The organism is Streptomyces doebereineriae (assembly GCF_031845645.1).
GTDB lineage: Bacteria > Actinomycetota > Actinomycetes > Streptomycetales > Streptomycetaceae > Streptomyces > Streptomyces canus.
Genome location: NZ_JAVREZ010000034.1, coordinates 40,886 through 58,465 on the forward strand (window position 1 = coordinate 40,886; position 17,580 = coordinate 58,465).

The 17,580-nt window shown below is 68.7% G+C and carries 12 protein-coding genes and 2 pseudogenes; 1 reads left to right on the top strand and 13 read right to left on the bottom strand.

What is annotated here, in order from left to right; genetic code table 11:
• Positions 1 to 38: 38 nt before the first annotated feature.
• Positions 39 to 1,943, top strand: a complete 1,905-nt coding sequence (locus RNB18_RS48575; protein ID WP_394817787.1) for a rhamnogalacturonan lyase — start codon at positions 39 to 41, stop codon at positions 1,941 to 1,943.
• Positions 1,944 to 2,209: 266 nt separating this feature from the next.
• On the opposite strand, the gene RNB18_RS48580 is transcribed toward RNB18_RS48575, so the two are convergent.
• From RNB18_RS48580 to RNB18_RS48640, 13 genes and pseudogenes are all read right to left on the bottom strand, one after another.
• Complete coding sequence (locus RNB18_RS48580) at positions 2,210 to 3,388, bottom strand: amidohydrolase family protein (protein ID WP_311720567.1); 1,179 nt, start codon at positions 3,386 to 3,388, stop codon at positions 2,210 to 2,212.
• Positions 3,389 to 3,588: 200 nt separating this feature from the next.
• Positions 3,589 to 4,533 carry a fumarylacetoacetate hydrolase family protein gene (locus RNB18_RS48585; protein ID WP_311720568.1) on the bottom strand — a complete coding sequence of 315 codons (945 nt, stop codon included), beginning with the start codon at positions 4,531 to 4,533 and terminating at the stop codon, positions 3,589 to 3,591.
• A 14-nt stretch (positions 4,534 to 4,547) separates the two neighbouring features.
• Positions 4,548 to 5,507: an MBL fold metallo-hydrolase gene (locus RNB18_RS48590; RefSeq protein ID WP_311720569.1), complete on the bottom strand. Its 960-nt coding sequence runs from the start codon at positions 5,505 to 5,507 to the stop codon at positions 4,548 to 4,550.
• A gap of 166 nt (positions 5,508 to 5,673) precedes the next feature.
• Positions 5,674 to 5,862: pseudogene (locus RNB18_RS48595) on the bottom strand (VOC family protein); the annotation flags it as partial.
• Positions 5,787 to 6,044, bottom strand: coding sequence for a hypothetical protein (locus RNB18_RS48600; protein WP_311720583.1), 258 nt, complete (start codon positions 6,042 to 6,044; stop codon positions 5,787 to 5,789). The gene RNB18_RS48600 and the pseudogene RNB18_RS48595, both read right to left, overlap by 76 nt.
• 161 nt (positions 6,045 to 6,205) lie before the next feature.
• A pseudogene (locus RNB18_RS48605) lies at positions 6,206 to 6,798 on the bottom strand (ISAs1 family transposase); the annotation flags it as partial.
• 571 nt (positions 6,799 to 7,369) lie between these two features.
• The gene (locus RNB18_RS48610; protein WP_311720571.1) at positions 7,370 to 10,900 is read right to left on the bottom strand and encodes an indolepyruvate ferredoxin oxidoreductase family protein; all 3,531 of its coding nucleotides are present in this window, start codon (positions 10,898 to 10,900) and stop codon (positions 7,370 to 7,372) included.
• A gap of 78 nt (positions 10,901 to 10,978) precedes the next feature.
• Entirely contained in the window at positions 10,979 to 11,578 is a 600-nt protein-coding gene (locus RNB18_RS48615) for a TetR/AcrR family transcriptional regulator (protein ID WP_311720572.1), read from the bottom strand.
• Between the two features lie 24 nt (positions 11,579 to 11,602).
• Positions 11,603 to 12,253 (bottom strand): RraA family protein, encoded by a 651-nt coding sequence (locus tag RNB18_RS48620; protein ID WP_311720573.1) that lies wholly within the window; start codon positions 12,251 to 12,253, stop codon positions 11,603 to 11,605.
• A complete protein-coding gene (locus RNB18_RS48625) occupies positions 12,250 to 14,721 on the bottom strand; it encodes a glycoside hydrolase family 2 TIM barrel-domain containing protein (RefSeq protein WP_311720574.1) in 2,472 nt (823 codons plus the stop codon). Before RNB18_RS48625 ends, RNB18_RS48620 begins: the two co-directional genes overlap by 4 nt.
• Before the next feature lie 23 nt (positions 14,722 to 14,744).
• Positions 14,745 to 15,839 (bottom strand): Gfo/Idh/MocA family protein, encoded by a 1,095-nt coding sequence (locus RNB18_RS48630; protein WP_311720575.1) that lies wholly within the window; start codon positions 15,837 to 15,839, stop codon positions 14,745 to 14,747.
• Positions 15,836 to 16,576, bottom strand: a complete 741-nt coding sequence (locus RNB18_RS48635) for a sugar phosphate isomerase/epimerase family protein (protein WP_311720576.1) — start codon at positions 16,574 to 16,576, stop codon at positions 15,836 to 15,838. Before RNB18_RS48635 ends, RNB18_RS48630 begins: the two co-directional genes overlap by 4 nt.
• Positions 16,573 to 17,562, bottom strand: coding sequence for an alpha/beta hydrolase (locus RNB18_RS48640; RefSeq protein WP_311720577.1), 990 nt, complete (start codon positions 17,560 to 17,562; stop codon positions 16,573 to 16,575). Before RNB18_RS48640 ends, RNB18_RS48635 begins: the two co-directional genes overlap by 4 nt.
• Between the last annotated feature and the right edge of the window lie 18 nt (positions 17,563 to 17,580).

Sequence of the window (17,580 nt, forward strand, 5' to 3'; positions counted from 1 at the left end):
TCCGCGATCTTCGCACCCCCCACACATCGGAGGTCATCGTGGCCGACCCGCACCGGCATCCGCGCACCGCATCGCCTCCATGGCGATACCAACGCCGGTCGAGCAAGAGGCTGTTCGGCGGCTTGACGGCCGCCACCGCACTGTCCCTCGCCGCACTCACCGGACTGCCACACACCGCGCACGCCGCGACCGCGCGGCAGGTGGAACGCCTCGATCGGGGCCTGACCAGCGTCCACACCGGCAGCGGGAACCTGGTCTCGTGGCGGTGGCTGGCCACCGACCCGAACGACGTGGCCTTCAACGTCTACCGTGGCGGCACCAGACTCAACTCCTCGCCCCTGACCACCTCGACGAACTACTTGGACGCCGGCGCCCCGGACTCGGCCGACTACACGGTGCGCGCGGTGGTGAACGGCGTCGAGCAGGCGCCGTCCGAGCACGCGCTTCAGTTCCGCACCGGTTACAAGGACGTGCCGATCTCCCCGCCGCCCGGGGGCACTTCACCGGGCAACTCGCCGTACACCTACGAGGCCAACGACGCCTCCGTCGGCGACCTCGACGGCGACGGTGCCCTGGACATCGTTCTGAAGTGGCAGCCGACGAACGCCAAGGACAACTCCCAGTCCGGCTACACGGGCAACACGATCGTCGACGGCGTCAAGCTCGACGGCACTCGCCTGTGGCGGATCGACCTGGGCCGCAACATCCGTTCCGGCGCGCACTACACGCAGTTCCAGGTGTACGACTACGACGGCGACGGCGAGGCCGAGGTCGCCATGAAGACCGCTGACGGCACGAAGGACGGAACCGGCGCGGTCATAGGCAGTTCCTCGGCCGATCACCGCAACTCCTCGGGCTACGTGCTGTCCGGCCCCGAGTACCTGACAATGTTCAACGGGCAGACGGGCAAGGCGATGCAGTCCGTCGACTACGTCCCAGGCCGAGGCACGGTGTCGTCCTGGGGGGACTCCTACGGCAATCGCGTGGACCGGTTCCTGGCGGGCACGGCCTACCTGGACGGTTCCCGCCCCTCGGTGATCATGGCTCGCGGCTACTACACCCGCGCGGTGATCGCGGCCTGGGACTGGCGGAACGGACAGTTCACCCGCCGGTGGACCTTCGACTCCAACGCCAACAGCGGCTACGCCGGCCAGGGCAACCACCAGTTGTCGGTCGCGGACGTGGACGGGGACGGCAAGGACGAGGTCGTCTACGGCGCGATGGCCGTCGACGACAACGGCAACGGCCTGTGGACGACGCGGAACGGCCACGGGGACGCGATGCACGTGGGCGACCTCGACCCGTCCCGGCCGGGTCTGGAGGAGTTCAAGGTCGACGAGGACAGCTCCAAGCCGTCCTCCTGGATGGCGGACGCGAGGACCGGCCAGATCCTCTGGTCCACCCCGGCCGGCGGTGACAACGGCCGGGGCGTGTCCGGTGACATCTGGTCCGGCAGCGCGGGCGCCGAGTCGTGGTCGTCGCTCGTGAGTGGCGTCCGCAACCCCAAGGGCGCGGTGGTCGCCAGCCGTAAGCCCGGGTCGAGCAACTTCCTGGCGTGGTGGGACGGCGACACCACGCGCGAACTCCTCGACGGTACCCACATCGACAAGTACGGCACCTCCGGCGACACCCGCCTGCTCACCGGCTCCGGGGTCCACGCCAACAACGGCACCAAGTCGACGCCGTCCTTGTCCGGCGACATCCTCGGCGACTGGCGCGAGGAGGTCATCTGGCCGACGTCCAACAACACGGCCCTGCGGATCTACTCCACGCCGTACCAGACCAATACGCGGATCACGACCCTCCTCCACGACACCCAGTACCGCACGGCCCTGGCCTGGCAGAACACTGCCTACAACCAGCCCCCGCACCCCAGCTTCTTCATCGGCGGCAACATGCCCACGCCACCCCGCCCCACCGTCGCGCTGCCGAACAGCCTCTGAGCTGGACAGCCGACTTCCCTGATGCTTGAGCGAGTTCAAGCATCAGGGAAGGGGTGTTCTTCGGGTACAGGACCTGTCGGAGGCGGTTGCACGGACCGGGCTGAGATCCGCAGTGCGCTCAAGCTCGCCGGATACGTCAACACCGCCGCCGGACGCCGAGCCCACACCGAACGCCCACACGTCCTCACTCTCTACGGCATCACCTGATCAAACCGGACGACCAGGGCAGACGCCAGGGCCCTGCGCCCTTGTCGCTCCTGGCGGGTTCACCGGGAGCCGAGCGTGGATGCGGCCGCGAGGCGGGTGCCCTGTCGCCAGACCGCGCGAATCGACAGGCTGTCGTTGATGGTCGTGGTGGGATCACCGTCGACCAGGACGAGATCTGCCCGCAGGCCTTGCTCGACGCGGCCCCGATCGTGGAGGCCGAACCGTCGTGCTGTCAGTGAAGTCGCCGAGCGCAGGGCTTCGGTGGGGCTGAAACCGGCCTGTACGAGCAGTTGCAGCTCGCCGTGCAGACTTGCTCCGTGGGTCACGCCGCGCACGGCCAGAGCCGCGGCGTCGGTGCCTGCGATCACGTCGACCCCAGCCTGGCGCAGGGCGGCGATCGTGGCCAGTGCCATGTCGAAGTGCGCGGCGGGCAAGCCGCCGAACGTGTCGGAGAGGTGCGCCCGCAATTCCGGCGCAAGCTTTCCCGCAACGCGGGGATCTTGCGCCAGGTCCGTGCTGTGCGACAACCCGACGATGGAGGCAAGGGGAGTCAGTGTCGGCACCACGAACACGTTCGCGCTTGCGATGCGGTCGACGATCTCCGGGGTGTGGGCCGTGTCGGCGAACAGATGGGCGAGGCCGTCGACGCCGGCGTCGACCATCTGTTCGGTCTCGTGCAGCGTCATGGCGTGGGCCATCACCATCTTCCCGCGAGCGTGCGCCTCGGCGATCACGGCGGCGTGAATCTCCAGTGGTACGTGCGGCAACTGGAAGCCGAACGCCTCGCCACTCTCGGCTATCAGCTTGATGTAGTCGGCGCCCTCGCTGATCCGATCGTCGACGAACCCGGCCGCCTCTGCGACGGTGGTCGCGGTCGGCCAGACCGGATCGTTGAGGCCCTTCCGGAACTGATGAGGGTGGCCGTCGAGGTGGGTGAGCGAAAAGGAGGCGCTCCGCACGTCCGCGAAAGTCCGGTCGGCCTCGACCTCGGCGCGCAGTGGAATCATGGTGGCGGGGACCGAGCCCATGTCGAGTTCGGTGGTGACGCCGAAGGTCAGCGCCTGGCGCAGCATCGCGGCGTCGGTGTGGGTGTGTGCGTCGATCAGGCCCGGGAGCAGGGTTGCGCCGGTGGCGTCGACGATTTCCACCCCGGTGACACGCGGCCCGCCCACCGAGACGATGACGCCGTCGGCGACGTGCACGTCGACCTGGCCCAGGTTCTTCTCGCCGTCGAACACCTTCGCACCGACGATGACGAACTCGTTCACAGGACTCTCCTCGCAATGCTGGACGTGTACTGGTTTCGGGCTTCACGGCTACGACGTCTGCCAGACCGGCAGGATGGCCGCCGAAGGGTGTTCGGGGGCGTGGTGACCGTCTGTTCGGCTGGGCGGGCGAGGGCGACCCCACGGGGGTCGCCGTTCCGGACGGACTGGGCCTACCGGCCCCGTCGTGCGGGTGGGATGGGAATCGGCTCGACTCCTGGCACGACGCGGGTGGTCAGGGTGCCGAGTTGTTCGACGGTGACGGTGACGACGTCGCCGGGTTGCAGGGGGCGGTGGGCGTTCAGGCCTTCGCGACCCCACAGTTCGGCGAGGCAGCCGCCGCCGCAGGTGCCGGAGCCGAGGACGTCGCCGGGGCGGATCTCGGTGCCACGGGAGGCGTAGGCGATCATGTCGGCGTAGGAGAACGCCATGGACGACCAGCGGTCCTGCCCCAGCCGTTCGCCGTTGACGTCGACGGTCATCGTCAGGTCGAACGCGGTGTCGGTGCGCCAGGGTTGCAGCTCGTCGGGGGTGACCAGGACCGGTCCGAGGGTGGTGGCGGTGTCCTTGCCCTTGGTGGGGCCGAGCCGGACCTGCATCTCGGCGAACTGGACGTCGCGCGCCGACCAGTCGACGAGGATGGTGTAGCCGGCGACGTAGGCGTCGGCGTCGCCGGGGTGGATGTCGCGACCGGTGCGGCCGATGACGGCGGCGACCTCCAGCTCCAGGTCGAACATCCGGCTGCCGGGCGGTACGGGGACGTCGTCGGCGGGGCCGAGGATCGCGTAGGGGTTGGTGAAGTAGAACGCGGGTGCCTCGTACCAGCGCTCGGGGACGGTCGCGTCGGGTCCGCCGAGTCTGGAGACACCTTCGACGTGCCGTTCGAAGGTCATGAAGTCCCGCACAGCGGGAGGATCGGGGATCGGCGCGCGCAGCCGAAGGTCGCCGACCGCCCGGGGCGCGGCAGGCGCCGCCAGGGCCTGCTCCCCGGCCGCCCGCAGGGTGCCGTCGCGCAGGAGGCCGAGCATCGTGACGCCGCGGCCCAGGGGATGGACCTGGTCGTGGTGGAGGACGCCGACCCGATCACCGTCGTCGTCGGCATAGGTCACGAACCGCACAGTCGCGCTTCCCTTCAGACGGAGGTGTGCATCGGGCGGCCGAGCCAGGCGACCGCGTCCCCGAAGGCGGCGATCACGTCGAGGTCCCGGCCGGCGTGGTCGGCGTAGACGCGGTGCAGGTTGAGCACGATCCGTTCGGCGTCGCCCCAACCCGTGAACTCGCCCAGGTCGACCTGGCGGGCGGCCTGCAGGGGCGTCAGGCCCCGGGAGAGCCCGTCCTTGGCGGTGTCGAGGATGAGCCGGTAATAGCGGCGGTGCTCGTCCAGGACCCGGGTGATGTCGGTGCCGGTGAGGACCGGGCCGTGGCCGGGGACGACGACGACGGGTTGCAGGGACTCCAGCCAGTCGACCGCGGCGAGGGCCCCGTCCACCGAGCCCATGAAGACCAGCGGGGTGAGTCCGGCGAACACCAGATCGCCGGAGAACAGCACGCGTTCTTCGGGCAGCCAGGCGATCAGATCTCCGGTGGTATGCGCCGGGCGGCCGGGGTGCAGCAGCTCGATCCGCCGACCTGCGACGTGCAGGGTGAGTGCGGAGCCGGCCGAGATGTCGGGAAGCCTGCGGGTCACCGGCCCCCAGTCCGGGACCGGGTTCCACAGCGGTGGGCAGCCGTCGATGACCGGGTCGGCCTGAAGCCCTTCCCGCATCCGGCTGTGCCCGACGATCACTGTCGTGGAGGGGAGGAGGCTGTTGCCGTAGGTGTGGTCACCGTGCTGATGGGTGTTCACCGCCAGCCGGACGGGCGCCCCGCCGGTGACCGTGTCCACGGCGTCGAGAAAGCGGCGGGTGCGAGCCGCGGTGGCACAGGTGTCGATCACCAGGACCCCGTCGTCGCCGGCCACCGCGCCGGCGTTGTTGACCCACCAGGTCCCGTCCGGCTGCACCCAGGCGTGGATCCCGGGAAGCAACTCCTGGAGTTCCGCCGCGTCCGCTGTGGGAGGAGGAGCGGAGTTCGTGTCCGGGGTGTCGGTCATGACCCGGCCTGTCCGTCGTCCATCACGGTGGCGACGCGGCTGCGGCCGTGCTGTTCGTACGTGGCGAAGTGCATGGCAGTCCTTGGGAGTTGGGTGGGTTGACGCAGGCCGGGGGCTCGGCGGCATGGCAGGCGGGGGAGTGCGCCGAGCCCCCGGGGTCATGGGGTCAGGCCGGCGGAGCGACGAAGACGCCGCGGTCGACGTTGTTGAGCATTTCCTTGGCGACCATCTCGTTCATCGGGTTGGACGTGCCCCACTGGTCGGCGTTCTCGGGCTTCGTCAGGTCGTAGATGTGCGGGTGCCGAGTGTCCTCGTCCAGCCTTTCGAGCTCGGTGGTGTACTCCGCTCCCCGTCCCAGCGCTCCAGGAGCGCGAGCGTGGTCAACGCGGGCTCGTCCAGCGCCGTACGCAGGTCGAGCGCTCGGCCGTCCGGGGCCACGAGGCCCGGGAACCTGGTCTCGCCCGCGGCCGAAAGGGCGCCGACGGCGAACGGTCCGGAGAAGTGGGTAAAGGGTGCCGACGTGGCTGCGGATGTCACGGAGATTTCCTCCCGATTGCGGTGCCACTAATCTGGCCCGTAGATTGCAATCAGGGAAATTGATTTCCTGTATATAGGAATCCAGCCGGTGAATACCGATGGTGCCGGCTCCGGAATTGGGACCCTGGCGTTTGCGGGTCGTCCGGTTTGATCAGGTGATTGCCGTGGAGGGTGAGGATGCGTGGGCGTTCGGTGTGGGCTCGGCGTCCGGCGGCGGTGTTGACGTATCCGGCGAGCTTGGGCGCGCTGCGGATCAAGTCGCGGACGGCGGCGGGCGCGGCAGGCGTGTTACGGGTCCTGACCTGGGGTTTGTCTTCTCCGGAGACGACACCTCGCACCCAGTGGGCGGTGTTTCCCACGGTCCGGGTTCGCGAGCTCAGGAAGCGATCTCGGCTGCTCTTGCCTGCTCGGCGAACAGGTCGGTGATGGCGTGGACGGTCTCGCTGGAGCACTTCTTCGCTCCATAGAGACGGCGGCGTTGGATGCGCAGGACTTGGGCGGCGTGCGGGAAGAGCAGGCCGTCGACGGTGACGACCTGCACGAGTCGTTGTTCGTGGCGGCCGTGGCCCCGGTCGTCGGCGCGGTGAATCACGGGGATCTTCTTCCAGGGCACAGCGTGGAGTTGGCGGGCCTGGCCGCGGTAGCGGGCGCCACATTCGTGCAGGGCTGACGGTGTCTCAGGGACGGTTCCGGGAAGCCGCCGTGGACGGCGGGCCGAGACGCGCACGATCGCGGCCTGATGGCGGACTTCGTCCGTGGACGCTGGAGCGCCGAGCTCGAGGACCTGTTCCTGCGAGTGATCGGAAGATTCGGCCGGGTCGGCGCGGCGCCGGATGCGGGACTACATCCGGGCCTGCTGAGCTCGGTCGGCCGCAAGCACAGCCGGCGGCTGGCCGAGTACGCCGGTCACAACGGCCCGCACGGGCCGCAGCACCTCGTCGGTTATGGAGCGAGTGACGGAATCGGATGGCGTCCCGCCGGGTGGTGTAGCCGGTCAACGGACCGGAACTCGCAGGTCAGACCGGGTACTTCGGCCGGCTGGCGCCCTCTCGGCGTCTGACCGGGCCAGCGCTACCTCGTCGAGGGAATCGCTACCACGGGAATGAAGTAGCCGCACGGCGGGCGATCACGGAACCGAACAACTGGGCGTCGCGTTGGAGTGGCCAATCATGCCGACCGGGTCCCGTACCGAACCGGCATGGTGTCAGTTTCACCATGCGCGCGTCCGGGGCGGGGCAACGGACCTGTGGGCGAGCCTCCCGTCCGGACGCGGCCGTACTCCCTGAGCCGGTGGCCCCCGCGAGACGGCCTGCCTCACATCGAGTTCAACGGCCCTGCCCGGCTTCCGTCGGGACGGGGTCCGCGCTCTCCCGCAACTCGCCGAGTACGCGCGCCTGCTCGGCCTGGTAGCGCTCAATGGCCGCGAGTTTGAGGCCTTCGTATCCACGGACCGCATCGGGCAGTTCCGCGAGTCGGCGGACTTCGGCCAGGTTCTCCTCGTTCAGGAGCGCGAGCGCGGTGCTGATCGACTCGCGGTACTCGGCGACGAGTTCACGCTCGATGCGTCGCATGTGCTGGAGTCCGAACACATCGAGGCGGGTCCCTCGAACGCGCCGCAGTGCACGCAGCAGTTTGAGGGCCGGGCGGAACCAGCTTCCGAGAGCGATCTTCCTTTCCATGCCCAGGGCTCGCAGGACGGGCGGATGCAGGCGGTAGGAGCGTCGGCTCGCGCTTCCGAATGCCGCGGTGATGTGGTCGTCCACGGCTGGGTCAATGGCGAGTCGTGCGACCTCGTACTCGTCCTTGTATGCCATGAGCTTGTGGAAACAGCGGGCGACAGCCTCGGTCAGCTCGGTCGAGCCGTCGGCGGCAGCGCGCTCCGTGGCCGCCACCGTGTGGACGAAGTCGACGTAGGCACGAGCGTAGCGCCTGTCCTGGTAGTCGATGAGGTCTGCCACGCGCACGGTGAGGAGGCGATGCAGCTCCGATTCCTCATCATCGGTGACCAACGCCACGAGCTCGGTGGTCCCGGCGGGCAGCCGCAGTTCCACGTCTGGGAGCGTCGGGCCGGCAAGCGCGGCACTCAGCGCCTCGGGGTCGGCGACCGCCTGGCGGCCTCGCCGGAAGGCTTGCACATTGCGTTCAACGGCGACTCCGTTCAGGGCGATGGCCTCTTCGATGGCCGAAGCCGGCATCGGCAGCAGCCCGGTTTGGTACGCGGCTCCCACCAGCAGCATGTTGGCGTACTGCTCGTCGTCGAACAGCCGCTCGGCCAGCGCGCCGGAGTCCAGAGCGATGAGCTGGCGCATTGCGTCGTGGACGGCATGACGTACGACATCGGGAGCCGGGAAACTGACGGCGGTGTCGACCACCATCTGCCCGGTGGGTATCTCGGTCGTGGTCATGACGGCGACGGTGCGATCCGCGGAGGCGACGGACAGGTACTGCGGGTCGGTCGCGACGAGCGGATCGCACGCGAGATAGAGGTCGCACTGCCCCGCGGCGATCTTGGCGCCCTGTTCGACGACATCCTCAGTGATCTTGATGTCGGAGACGACCGCGCCGCCCTTCTGGGCCAGTCCGGTCTGGTCGAGGCTGCGGGCGTGGCGGCCGTCGATGACGGCCGCGGTCGCCAGCACCTGCGAGATGGTGACGATGCCGGTTCCCCCGATCCCGGTGATCCGCATGCCGAAGGAGTCGGCGCCGGCCGTGCGGGCCGGCTCGGCGATGTCGGTGGCCCCCAGGGCGGGAAGCTCGGCGCGCTTCGGCTTGCCGGCGGGCGTGATGGTCATGAACGCCGGGCAGTCGCCGTCGAGACACGAATAGTCCAGGTTGCACGAGGACTGGTCGATCCTGGTCTTGCGGCCGAACTCGGTCGAGACCGGGTGCACCGACAGACAGTTCGACTTGCGGCCGCAGTCACCGCAACCCTCGCAGATGCGCTCGTTGATCCAGACTCGCGTCGTCGGCGCGTCGGCCTTGCCGCGCCGACGCGCACGCCGTTTCTCGGCGGCGCATTCCTGGTCATGGATGAGGACCGTGACACCGGCAGTGGCCTTCAGCTCCGCCAGCGCTCCCTCGATCTTGGCCCGGTCCAGAACCTTCACCGACTTCGGAAGCCGGGCCCGCGGGATGCGGGCCCTGTCCTCCGTCGTGATGATCACTTTGGCGACGCCTTCGTGCAGCAGCATGGCGGCGAGCCGGTCGACCGGAAGGGCGCCGACGGCGTCCTGGCCGCCGGTCATGGCGACCGTTCCGTTGTAGAGCAGCTTGAACGTGACGTTCACCCCCGCGGCGACCGCTGCCCGGACGGCCAGACTGCCCGAATGCATGAAGGTGCCGTCACCGATGTTCTGCACGAAGTGGTCGGCGTCGACGAACGGTTCCATCCCGATCCACTGAGCCCCTTCCCCGCCCATCTGGGTCATGCCGACGACCGGGCCGACCTGTTCGGGATCCATGAACACGACCATGGAGTGGCAGCCGATCCCAGCGCCGACCAGCGAGTCCCCGCCGGCGGTGGTCGAGGTGTTGTGCGGACACCCCGAGCAGTAGTACGGGTTGCGGGCCAGGAGCGGCAGCGACAACGCCGTACGGGCCTTGGGCCGCTGACGCCATGCGCGGGCGGCTTCGATGCCGAGCCGCGCGAGCACCCTGGACAGCCCGGTGGCGATGCTGTCGGCGTCGAGCTCTCCTGAGTGACTGAACAGCGATCGCCCGTCCTGGTCCTGTTTGCCGTGGACGACCGGGGCGTTGGGTCGGCCGTAGAGGGTCTCCTTGACGGCGGTTTCGAGGAACGGCCGTTTCTCCTCGACGACGACCAGCTGGTCGAGACCGTCCGCGAAGTCGACGATGGCATCGCGTTCGAGGGGGAAGATCATGCCGAGTTTGAGGATCCTGATGCCGTACCGGGCGAGGTCTGTGTCGGTGAGGCCGATGATGCGGAGGGCCTCGCGGACGTCGAGATAGGTCTTGCCGGATGTCAGGATGCCGATTTTGTCCGACGGCCCGCGCTGGACTACGCGGTTGAGGCCGTTGAGCCGGGCGTACTCCACGGCACGAGGGAGGCGGATGTCGTGCAGGCTGCGTTCGAGGCCCATGAGGTTGGCGCCCAGGAGCATGGAGCTCGGCTTGTGCGGGCTGGGGCTCCCGTCGCCCTCGGTGCCCGTGATCCGATCGCGTGCCACGACGGCCGTGGACGCTGAGTCCGCCACGGCGGTGGTGATCTTCAGGCCCGACCACAGGCCGCTGAACCGGGAGAGGAACTGCGCGTGGAGCCCGAAGTCGAGGACGTCCTGGGCATCGGCCGGGTACAGCGTCGGGATCGCCAGGTCCGCGAGCGTCGCCTCGCTGGCACACGGCACGCTGGACGACTTGGCTCCCGGGTCGTCGCCGACCAACGCGACGGCACCGCCGAAAGGGCCGGTTCCCACCAGGTTCGCGTGGCGGAGGGCGTCGGAGGCGCGATCGAGGCCGGGGGACTTGCCGTACCAGATGCCCACGACGCCGTCGCACCGTGAGGTGCCGATCTGGCCGGCCAACTGGCTGCCCATGACGGCGGTCGCGGCGAGCTCCTCGTTCAGCCCCGGTTTGTGGACGATGTCGTGCTCGTGCAACAACGCCCCGCGTCGGCTCAACTCGATGTCGTAGCCGGCGAGTGGTGATCCCTCGTAGCCCGAGACGAATGTCGCGGTATGCAGTCCGTTCGTGTTGTCACGCCGGGAGCGGTCCAGCAGAACGCGGACGAGAGCCTGGATCCCGGAGACGTGCACGACGCCTTCCTCGCGGCGGTAGCGGTCATCCAGACGGAAGCGTCGGCTGCCCGGCTGCTCGGTCTCGGTGATGGGTGCAGTCATCGTCCTCTTCCTCACAACAATCTGGGGCTGCTAAAGGTCCCGCCCGTCCGCGCGTGCGCAGAGACGGCTTCCTCGCGATCAGGCTGGTTCGGTCAGCCGCGCGGTCGTCCATCCGAGCAGCGCGCCGCGGAACGCCGACACCAGTCGGTGCGTGATCTGCGTGGGCGACAGCGCGAGCGTGTCACGGAGATCGAAGATCTCCCGGGGGTCGAAGAGGACGTTCCACAGGAAGGCGGCCTCGTCCTCGACGCCGACGAGCTCGCCCACCCCGAGAATCATCACGAGCTCGCGGATGGGGCGGGCGAGGGCCTCCGCCTGGCCTTCCAAGTACGGCTCATCGGCCTTGTACCGCGCGAGGAACCCTTCCGATGACCGGCGGTGCACCAGCGCCGCGCCTTCGGCGAGGATGAGGTCCACCCAGAAGCCGCAGACACTCTCGAGCAGGGCCAGACCGTTGCTCGGCTGCTCGAGACTGTGATCGCGGAACTTGCTCACGATGTCCCGTCGGTAGGCGCTGAGGGCGTCGTCCGCGGACTCGAAGTGCCGGTAAGCCGTCGCGACCGACACATCCGCCTGCCGAGCGATGTCGGCGAGGCTGATCGGCTGCTCGCAACGCTCGAAAAGCTCTGCGGCGGCCTGGATCAGCTTGGCGTTGTTCAACCGCTGATCCCTGCGCATGCGCGTCCTCTCCATGTACGCGGCTCATTTCGTGGGCGCCTGCTTGGCCTGCGTGCGCATGCCCTGCTCGGATTCCGCGATCCGCGCCAGCTCGGTGGCGATGTCATACGCCTTCTTCAGGGGCACTGCGACGATGCCGTCCGCGTCGGCCACGACCACGTCACCGGGGTTGATGACGACACCGCCGATAGCGACGGGCGTCCCGACGGCTCCCGGGCCGTGTTTCCACGGCCCTGCCGGCGTGACCGAACGCGACCACACGGGGAATTGCTGCTGCCGGATCTCGTCGCGGTCCCTGACCGCTCCGTCGACGATCGCTCCCACGGCTCCCCGTGAGGAGAAGTACTGGCTGAGGATGTCGCCCATCACGGCCCGGCCCGGGTAACCGAATCCGTTGATGACGAGGAAGTCGCCGGGTTCGATGTGCGCGACGGCGTCGATCACGGCCAGATCGTCTCCGGCGACCGTCAGAACCGTCAGGGCGCTGCCTACGGCACGGCAGCCGTCCCAGAGGGGTGTGATGCCACCGTCGGGCATGCCGAGGCGCCCGAGTGCGTCACCGATGTTCGCGACCGAGTGCCGCTGGAACTGCGCTAGCAACTCCCCGTCAGGACGCTGCCACTTCGGGCCGACCTCGATGTTGGGCGAGCCGGCCGATGTCGGCGCGTAGGTCATTTCTGTCCTTCCCCTGTCACGTGATGAATGGGTGCCTGGACGACGTCGATCTCGACGGAGGCGTCCGGGAGCCCGTGCGCCCGGGCTGTGACGGTGATCCGTCCCGTTTCCCCGGTGGCCCGGACGATCGCCAGGGCACGCCCCTTGAACGACGTGGCGGAATCGTCGAGGAAGCCCTCCTCGGTGGCCGGAGCTCCCGTACCAAATCCTTGGAGGACACCAGGACCGTCGACCTGGATCGTGATCTTTGTGTCCCGGTTCGGGTTGAGCACACCGCCGTCGTCGATCAGGGTGATGTCGATGTAGACCAACCGCTGTGGATCGGCGCCGAGTTCGGTGCGGTCCGTCTCCAGGCTCAGGCGCGTGGGTTCACCGGCGGTGCGCAGCGCCGAGCGTCCCACCTCCGCTCCTCCGCGGTACGCCACGACCTCCAGGACGCCGGGCTCGTATGGCACGTCGGCTTCGGCGACGAAGTTCCGCTCGCTGCCGACGGGCACGGTCGCGACGGTAGTGCCGTTGAGCCGGAACTCGACCTCCTCGCCCGCCGCGTACGCCTCGACATGGAGCAGCGAGCCGACAGGAACGTCGAAGGTCCAGCTGGGGGAGACATCGGTCCAGGTCCATGCCCTGGGCTTGATCACGTAACCGTCCTCGCGGGGGCGTCGCACAGCGAGGTAGGGCGTCTGTGTGAGCCCGTAGACGATCTCGCGATAGTACGAGATCGGGTGACGCTGTCCGACGATGTCGATGTCCCCGCACTCGGCGGTGAGCCACGGGTACGGGGCGCGGTGCACCTGCTGGTCCTCGGGATAGACGTGCCGGCCGGTTCCCACCTCGCCGAGGAAGTCCCATGCGGTCCAGGTGAAGTCGCCGATGACGTGGGGGTTCTCGGTGACGAGCTGCCACAGCCGGTCGATCTTCGTCGGGAAGGTCTCCGAGCCCACGACGACGCGGTTGGGGTGGGCCTCCTTGTCGAGCATGTACCGGCTCTCGCCGTAGTTGAGCCCCACGACGTCGAGCACGGAGGCGGGTTCGGCGAGTCGCTCACCGACGACCGGCGAGGCCATCAGGGCGTCGATCAGATGCGTCACCTGGCCCAGGTAGTCGTTCAGCCCCCGGACAGGGGCGGCGTCCTGCTCCAGTTCCGCCTTCAGCGCGGGGATCTTGTCGCGGGCGATGTACATGCCCTGGAGCGCGTGGGTGACCAGACGGGTGGGGTCCTGCGCGCGCACCCGGTCGGCGATCTGGCGGCCCAGGCGCGTACCGTGCGGGGTTCCGGCTTCGATGATCTCGTTGCCGATCGAGTACATGATCACGCTGGGGTGGTTGAAGTCCTTCGCCACGAGCGAGTCGACGTCGCGTTCCCACCACTGCGGGAATCTGCGCGAGTAGTCGTCACCCGACTTCGCGACCGTCCACACGTCGAACAGCTCGTCCATGACGAGCATGCCGAGACGGTCGCACGCGTCGAGCAGGGCAATGCTCATCGGGTTGTGCGCGGAGCGTACGGCGTTGAAGCCCGCGGCCTTCAGCATCCGCACCCGCCGCTCGGCGGCGTCGGCGAAGTCGGCGGCGCCGAGGATGCCGTTGTCGTGGTGGATCGCACCGCCGCGGAGCTTGACGGTCTCGCCGTTGATCCGCAGGCCGCGGATGGGATCGGCGGTGACGGTGCGGATACCGAAGTACGTGGAAGCCTCGTCGAGCGGGCCGCTTTCGTCGTGGAGGTGCACGGACGCGTGGTAGAGGTGGGGCGCGTCGACGCTCCACAGTGACGGCCGCTGGACATAGGCCCGCTGATGGGTGGTGATCCCTTCGCCCGCCAGGAGCGTGACCCGGGCTCGGTCGGACGCCACCACCTCGCCCCCGGCGTCCAGGATCTCGAGAAGCACTTCGACGACGCGAGTGGAGACGTCCTCGTTGACGATCTCGGTCGCCGCCACCACGGTGGCGAGATCGGCGTCGATGTCCGGTGTGGTCACTTGCAGGCCGGTCGGAGTGACGTGGACGAGGTCGCCGACGAGGATGCCGACGGGGCGGTGGAGGCCGCCCCCCGAGTACCAGCGGGAGTCCTGGTGTGCCTGTGCGTCCACCCGGACGGTGTTGACCCGGCCGTACTGCAGGAAGGGGTCCGCGCTGACGTGGAAGCGGGAGTATCCGCCTGCCCACTGACCGGCGAGAGCACCGTTGATGTAGACCATCGCGTCGCGGTAAACACCTTCGAACTCGAAGGTGACTCGCTTCGTCGCCCATTCCTCCGGAACGTCGAACTGCTTCTCGTAGGTCCACTTTCCGTCGCGGAAGTAGCCCGTCTGCGGTCCACCGGAGTTCTGCGCGGACCGCCCTCCCCCCAGCATGGCGTCGTGCGGCAGGGTGACTTGTTCGTCACCGGCACCGGCGACCACGATCGCCTCGTGAACGGACACGAGAGGGCCGACGCGCCACGCGTCGTTGAACGGGATGCGGATCATTGAAACTTCCTTGCTCGATCGTTCTAGAGGGTCGCGGCCGTGGGGTCCCAGTTCTCGTCCAGGGGGGCCGGCGATGCCACGGTGGATTCGAGGGGCAGCGGTGCCCCGGCTCGTGCCGCCTCCTCTATGGCGAGGAGCACGTCGAGAACGTGGCAGGCGAGAGCGCCGGAGGCGCGTTCCGGTACGTCGTCGCGTATCGAGCGAGCGAGCTCCAGCACCCCCACTCCCCGGCCCCACGTGGACCCGACAGCGGGTACGTCTTCCGGTTCCGCATGGAGAGGGACGAACCTGCCTGTTCCAGCGAAGCGGTTGGGGTCGGGGACCTCGAGTGAGGCTTCCGTGCCGTGCAGTTCGAGGAGGTCGCGGCGGATCCCCGAATCGAAGCTCGTGACGAGGGTCGCCCGAGCGCCGGAGGCGAACTCGAGCAGAGCCATGTGCTGACTCGGTACGCGCACGTCGAACTCGGTCCCGGCGCCCGCACCGACTAGGACACGCCTGACGGCTCGTGCGGTTGAGGAAACCGAGCTCACGCGCCGGACGGCACCCAAGGTCTGCACGAGCGCGGTGACGTGGTACGGCCCCATGTCCAGCAGCGGGCCGGCTCCCTGGTCGTAATAGAAGGCGGGATTCGGGTGGGTGCCTTCCGGTCCCGGGGACTGCATGATCGCCAGCGCGCTCTTCGGTTCGCCGATGCGGCCCGCGAGGACCGCTCGTTGTGCCGTCTGCAGGGCACCACCGAGGAACGTGTCGGGCGCGCAGGCCACGCGAAGTCCTCTCCGACCGGCCTTGTCCAGCAGCAGTCGTGCTTCGCGGCGGCTGATGGCGAGGGGCTTCTCACTCCAAACGTGCTTGCCGCTCGCGAGGCTGCGGGCCGACACGTCGAAGTGGGCGGCGGGGACGGTGAGGTTCAGCACGATCTCGATGTCGTCGTGGGCCAGGAGCTCGTGGACGAGCAGGTGCCGCAACCCGAACTGCCGCGCACGAGCGCGGGCGCGCTCCTGGTCGAGGTCCGCTATCGCGACCACGTTCAGATCAGGGAACCGCGTCAGGTTCTCGAGGTAGTGGCTGCTGATGACGCCGGCGCCGATGACGCCGACACCCACTCGCTTGGAGTTCACCGGTCGACCTCCACCAGGTGGCGCAGGCTCTGCTGCACGGCTTCGAACGGGTCGCCCGCGTAGTCGTCCAGTTCCACGACGCGGACCGCGTCCGGTGCGGCCTTCAGGATGTCCGCCACCGGCATCGCACCCTGGCCAACCGGCTGCTGCTCCAGGAGGGTTGTGGTGTACGGGCCGTCCTTGACGTGCAAGAACCTGACGCGCGCCCCGAGCCGGGAGATCAACTCCACGGCGGAAGCGCCACCGACCTCGGCCCAGAAGGTGTCGAGTTCCAGGACGACGTCCTCCTCCAGCGCCTCCGCGAAGACTTCGAGGCCGGTCCTGCCGCCGAAGTCCTGACGGACCTCGTGGTCGTGGTTGTGGTACCCGATGGTGACGCCTGCGTCCCGGGCAAGCCTCGCGACGCCGTTCAGACTCGCAGCCGCCGCTTCGATGTCTGCCCGCGTGGTCCAGCGCTGAGCGATGATGTGCGGTTCGATGAGCGTGCCGATTCCGAGCTCTGCTGCCACGCGGACAGCCGCGGAAGCATTTCCATCGACAAGGCTCGCGTGTGCGCTGAGAGGGCACAGAGGTGTCTCGGCCAGCGCACGCTGGTACGCGTCGCGGTACTGCTCGAACTTCCACAGCTCCACGTTCTCGAATCCCATACCGGCAACACGCGCGAGCGTCCCCGGGAGATCGGTCTCGATGGCGTTGCGCAGCGTATAGAGCTGCACTGAGTACAGGCGCTCCGTCATTCGCGTTCTCCCTGGTCCGGCGCGAGTTCTCCCGCATGAGCCGTTGTCACCGTCTCGGCCAGGACGGCGAGCGCGTGGTCCACCGGTTCAACTGAAGAGGGCAGGTTCAGGAAGCCGTGCAGTACGCCGGGCACCGTGACATGCCGCACGGGTACGCCCGACTTCACGAGTGAGGCCGCGAATGCCTCGCTGCTGGCGCGCAGATCGTCGTACTCGGCGTCGAGTACCAGGGTGGGACAGAGTCCGTCCAGGACGGCGCCCGCGGGGAAGGCGTAGCTGTGCGGATCCGGCGTGCTGCCCAGGTAGTTGGCCGTCATCTCGGCCACGTCCTCCGGCAGGATCCGGACCATGCGCGGCAACGGCGCGAACGCCTCGGCCAGCGGCGGCGCGAGGGGCGGCGAGACGGAGTGCATGGTCGCATAGGCCAGTACCACGGTGGCGGGCAGCCAGTTGTCGTCGTCTCGCAGGCGAAGTACGGCTCCTGCGGCGAGGTTCGCCCCCGCGCTCGCGCCACCGACGGTGATCCGCGCCGGCTCGATGCCGAGCACCGCGGCGTTCTTGCGCACCCATCGGACGCCCGTCACGACGTCGTCGTGCGGCACCGGATACGTCACGCCGTCGGCCGCGAGCCGGTAATCCACGCTCACGACCACGGCGTCGGCCCTGGCGCACACCTCGCGGGCGGTCCAGTCGGCCTCGTGCATGTCGAGATCGCCGAAGGCCCATCCGCCGCCGTGCACCCAGACCAGGCCAGAGCGAGGCCGCTGCGGTGCTGACGGCGGCCGGTAGACGCGGACGGCTATCGGGCCGTGCGGGCCGGGAATGCTTTCGTCGCTGGTTTCGACGGAGGGCAGTGCCGGTGCCGCCTTCCAGGTCCGGTATTCCTGCAGGCGCGGTTGCACAGCCGGATCGGCGAGTGCCTGGCGCCAGGACGGGAGGTCCTCGATCAGGCCGAGCCGGGCGGAGATGCTGGGATGCAGGGTCATCAGGGTCAGGTCTCCAAG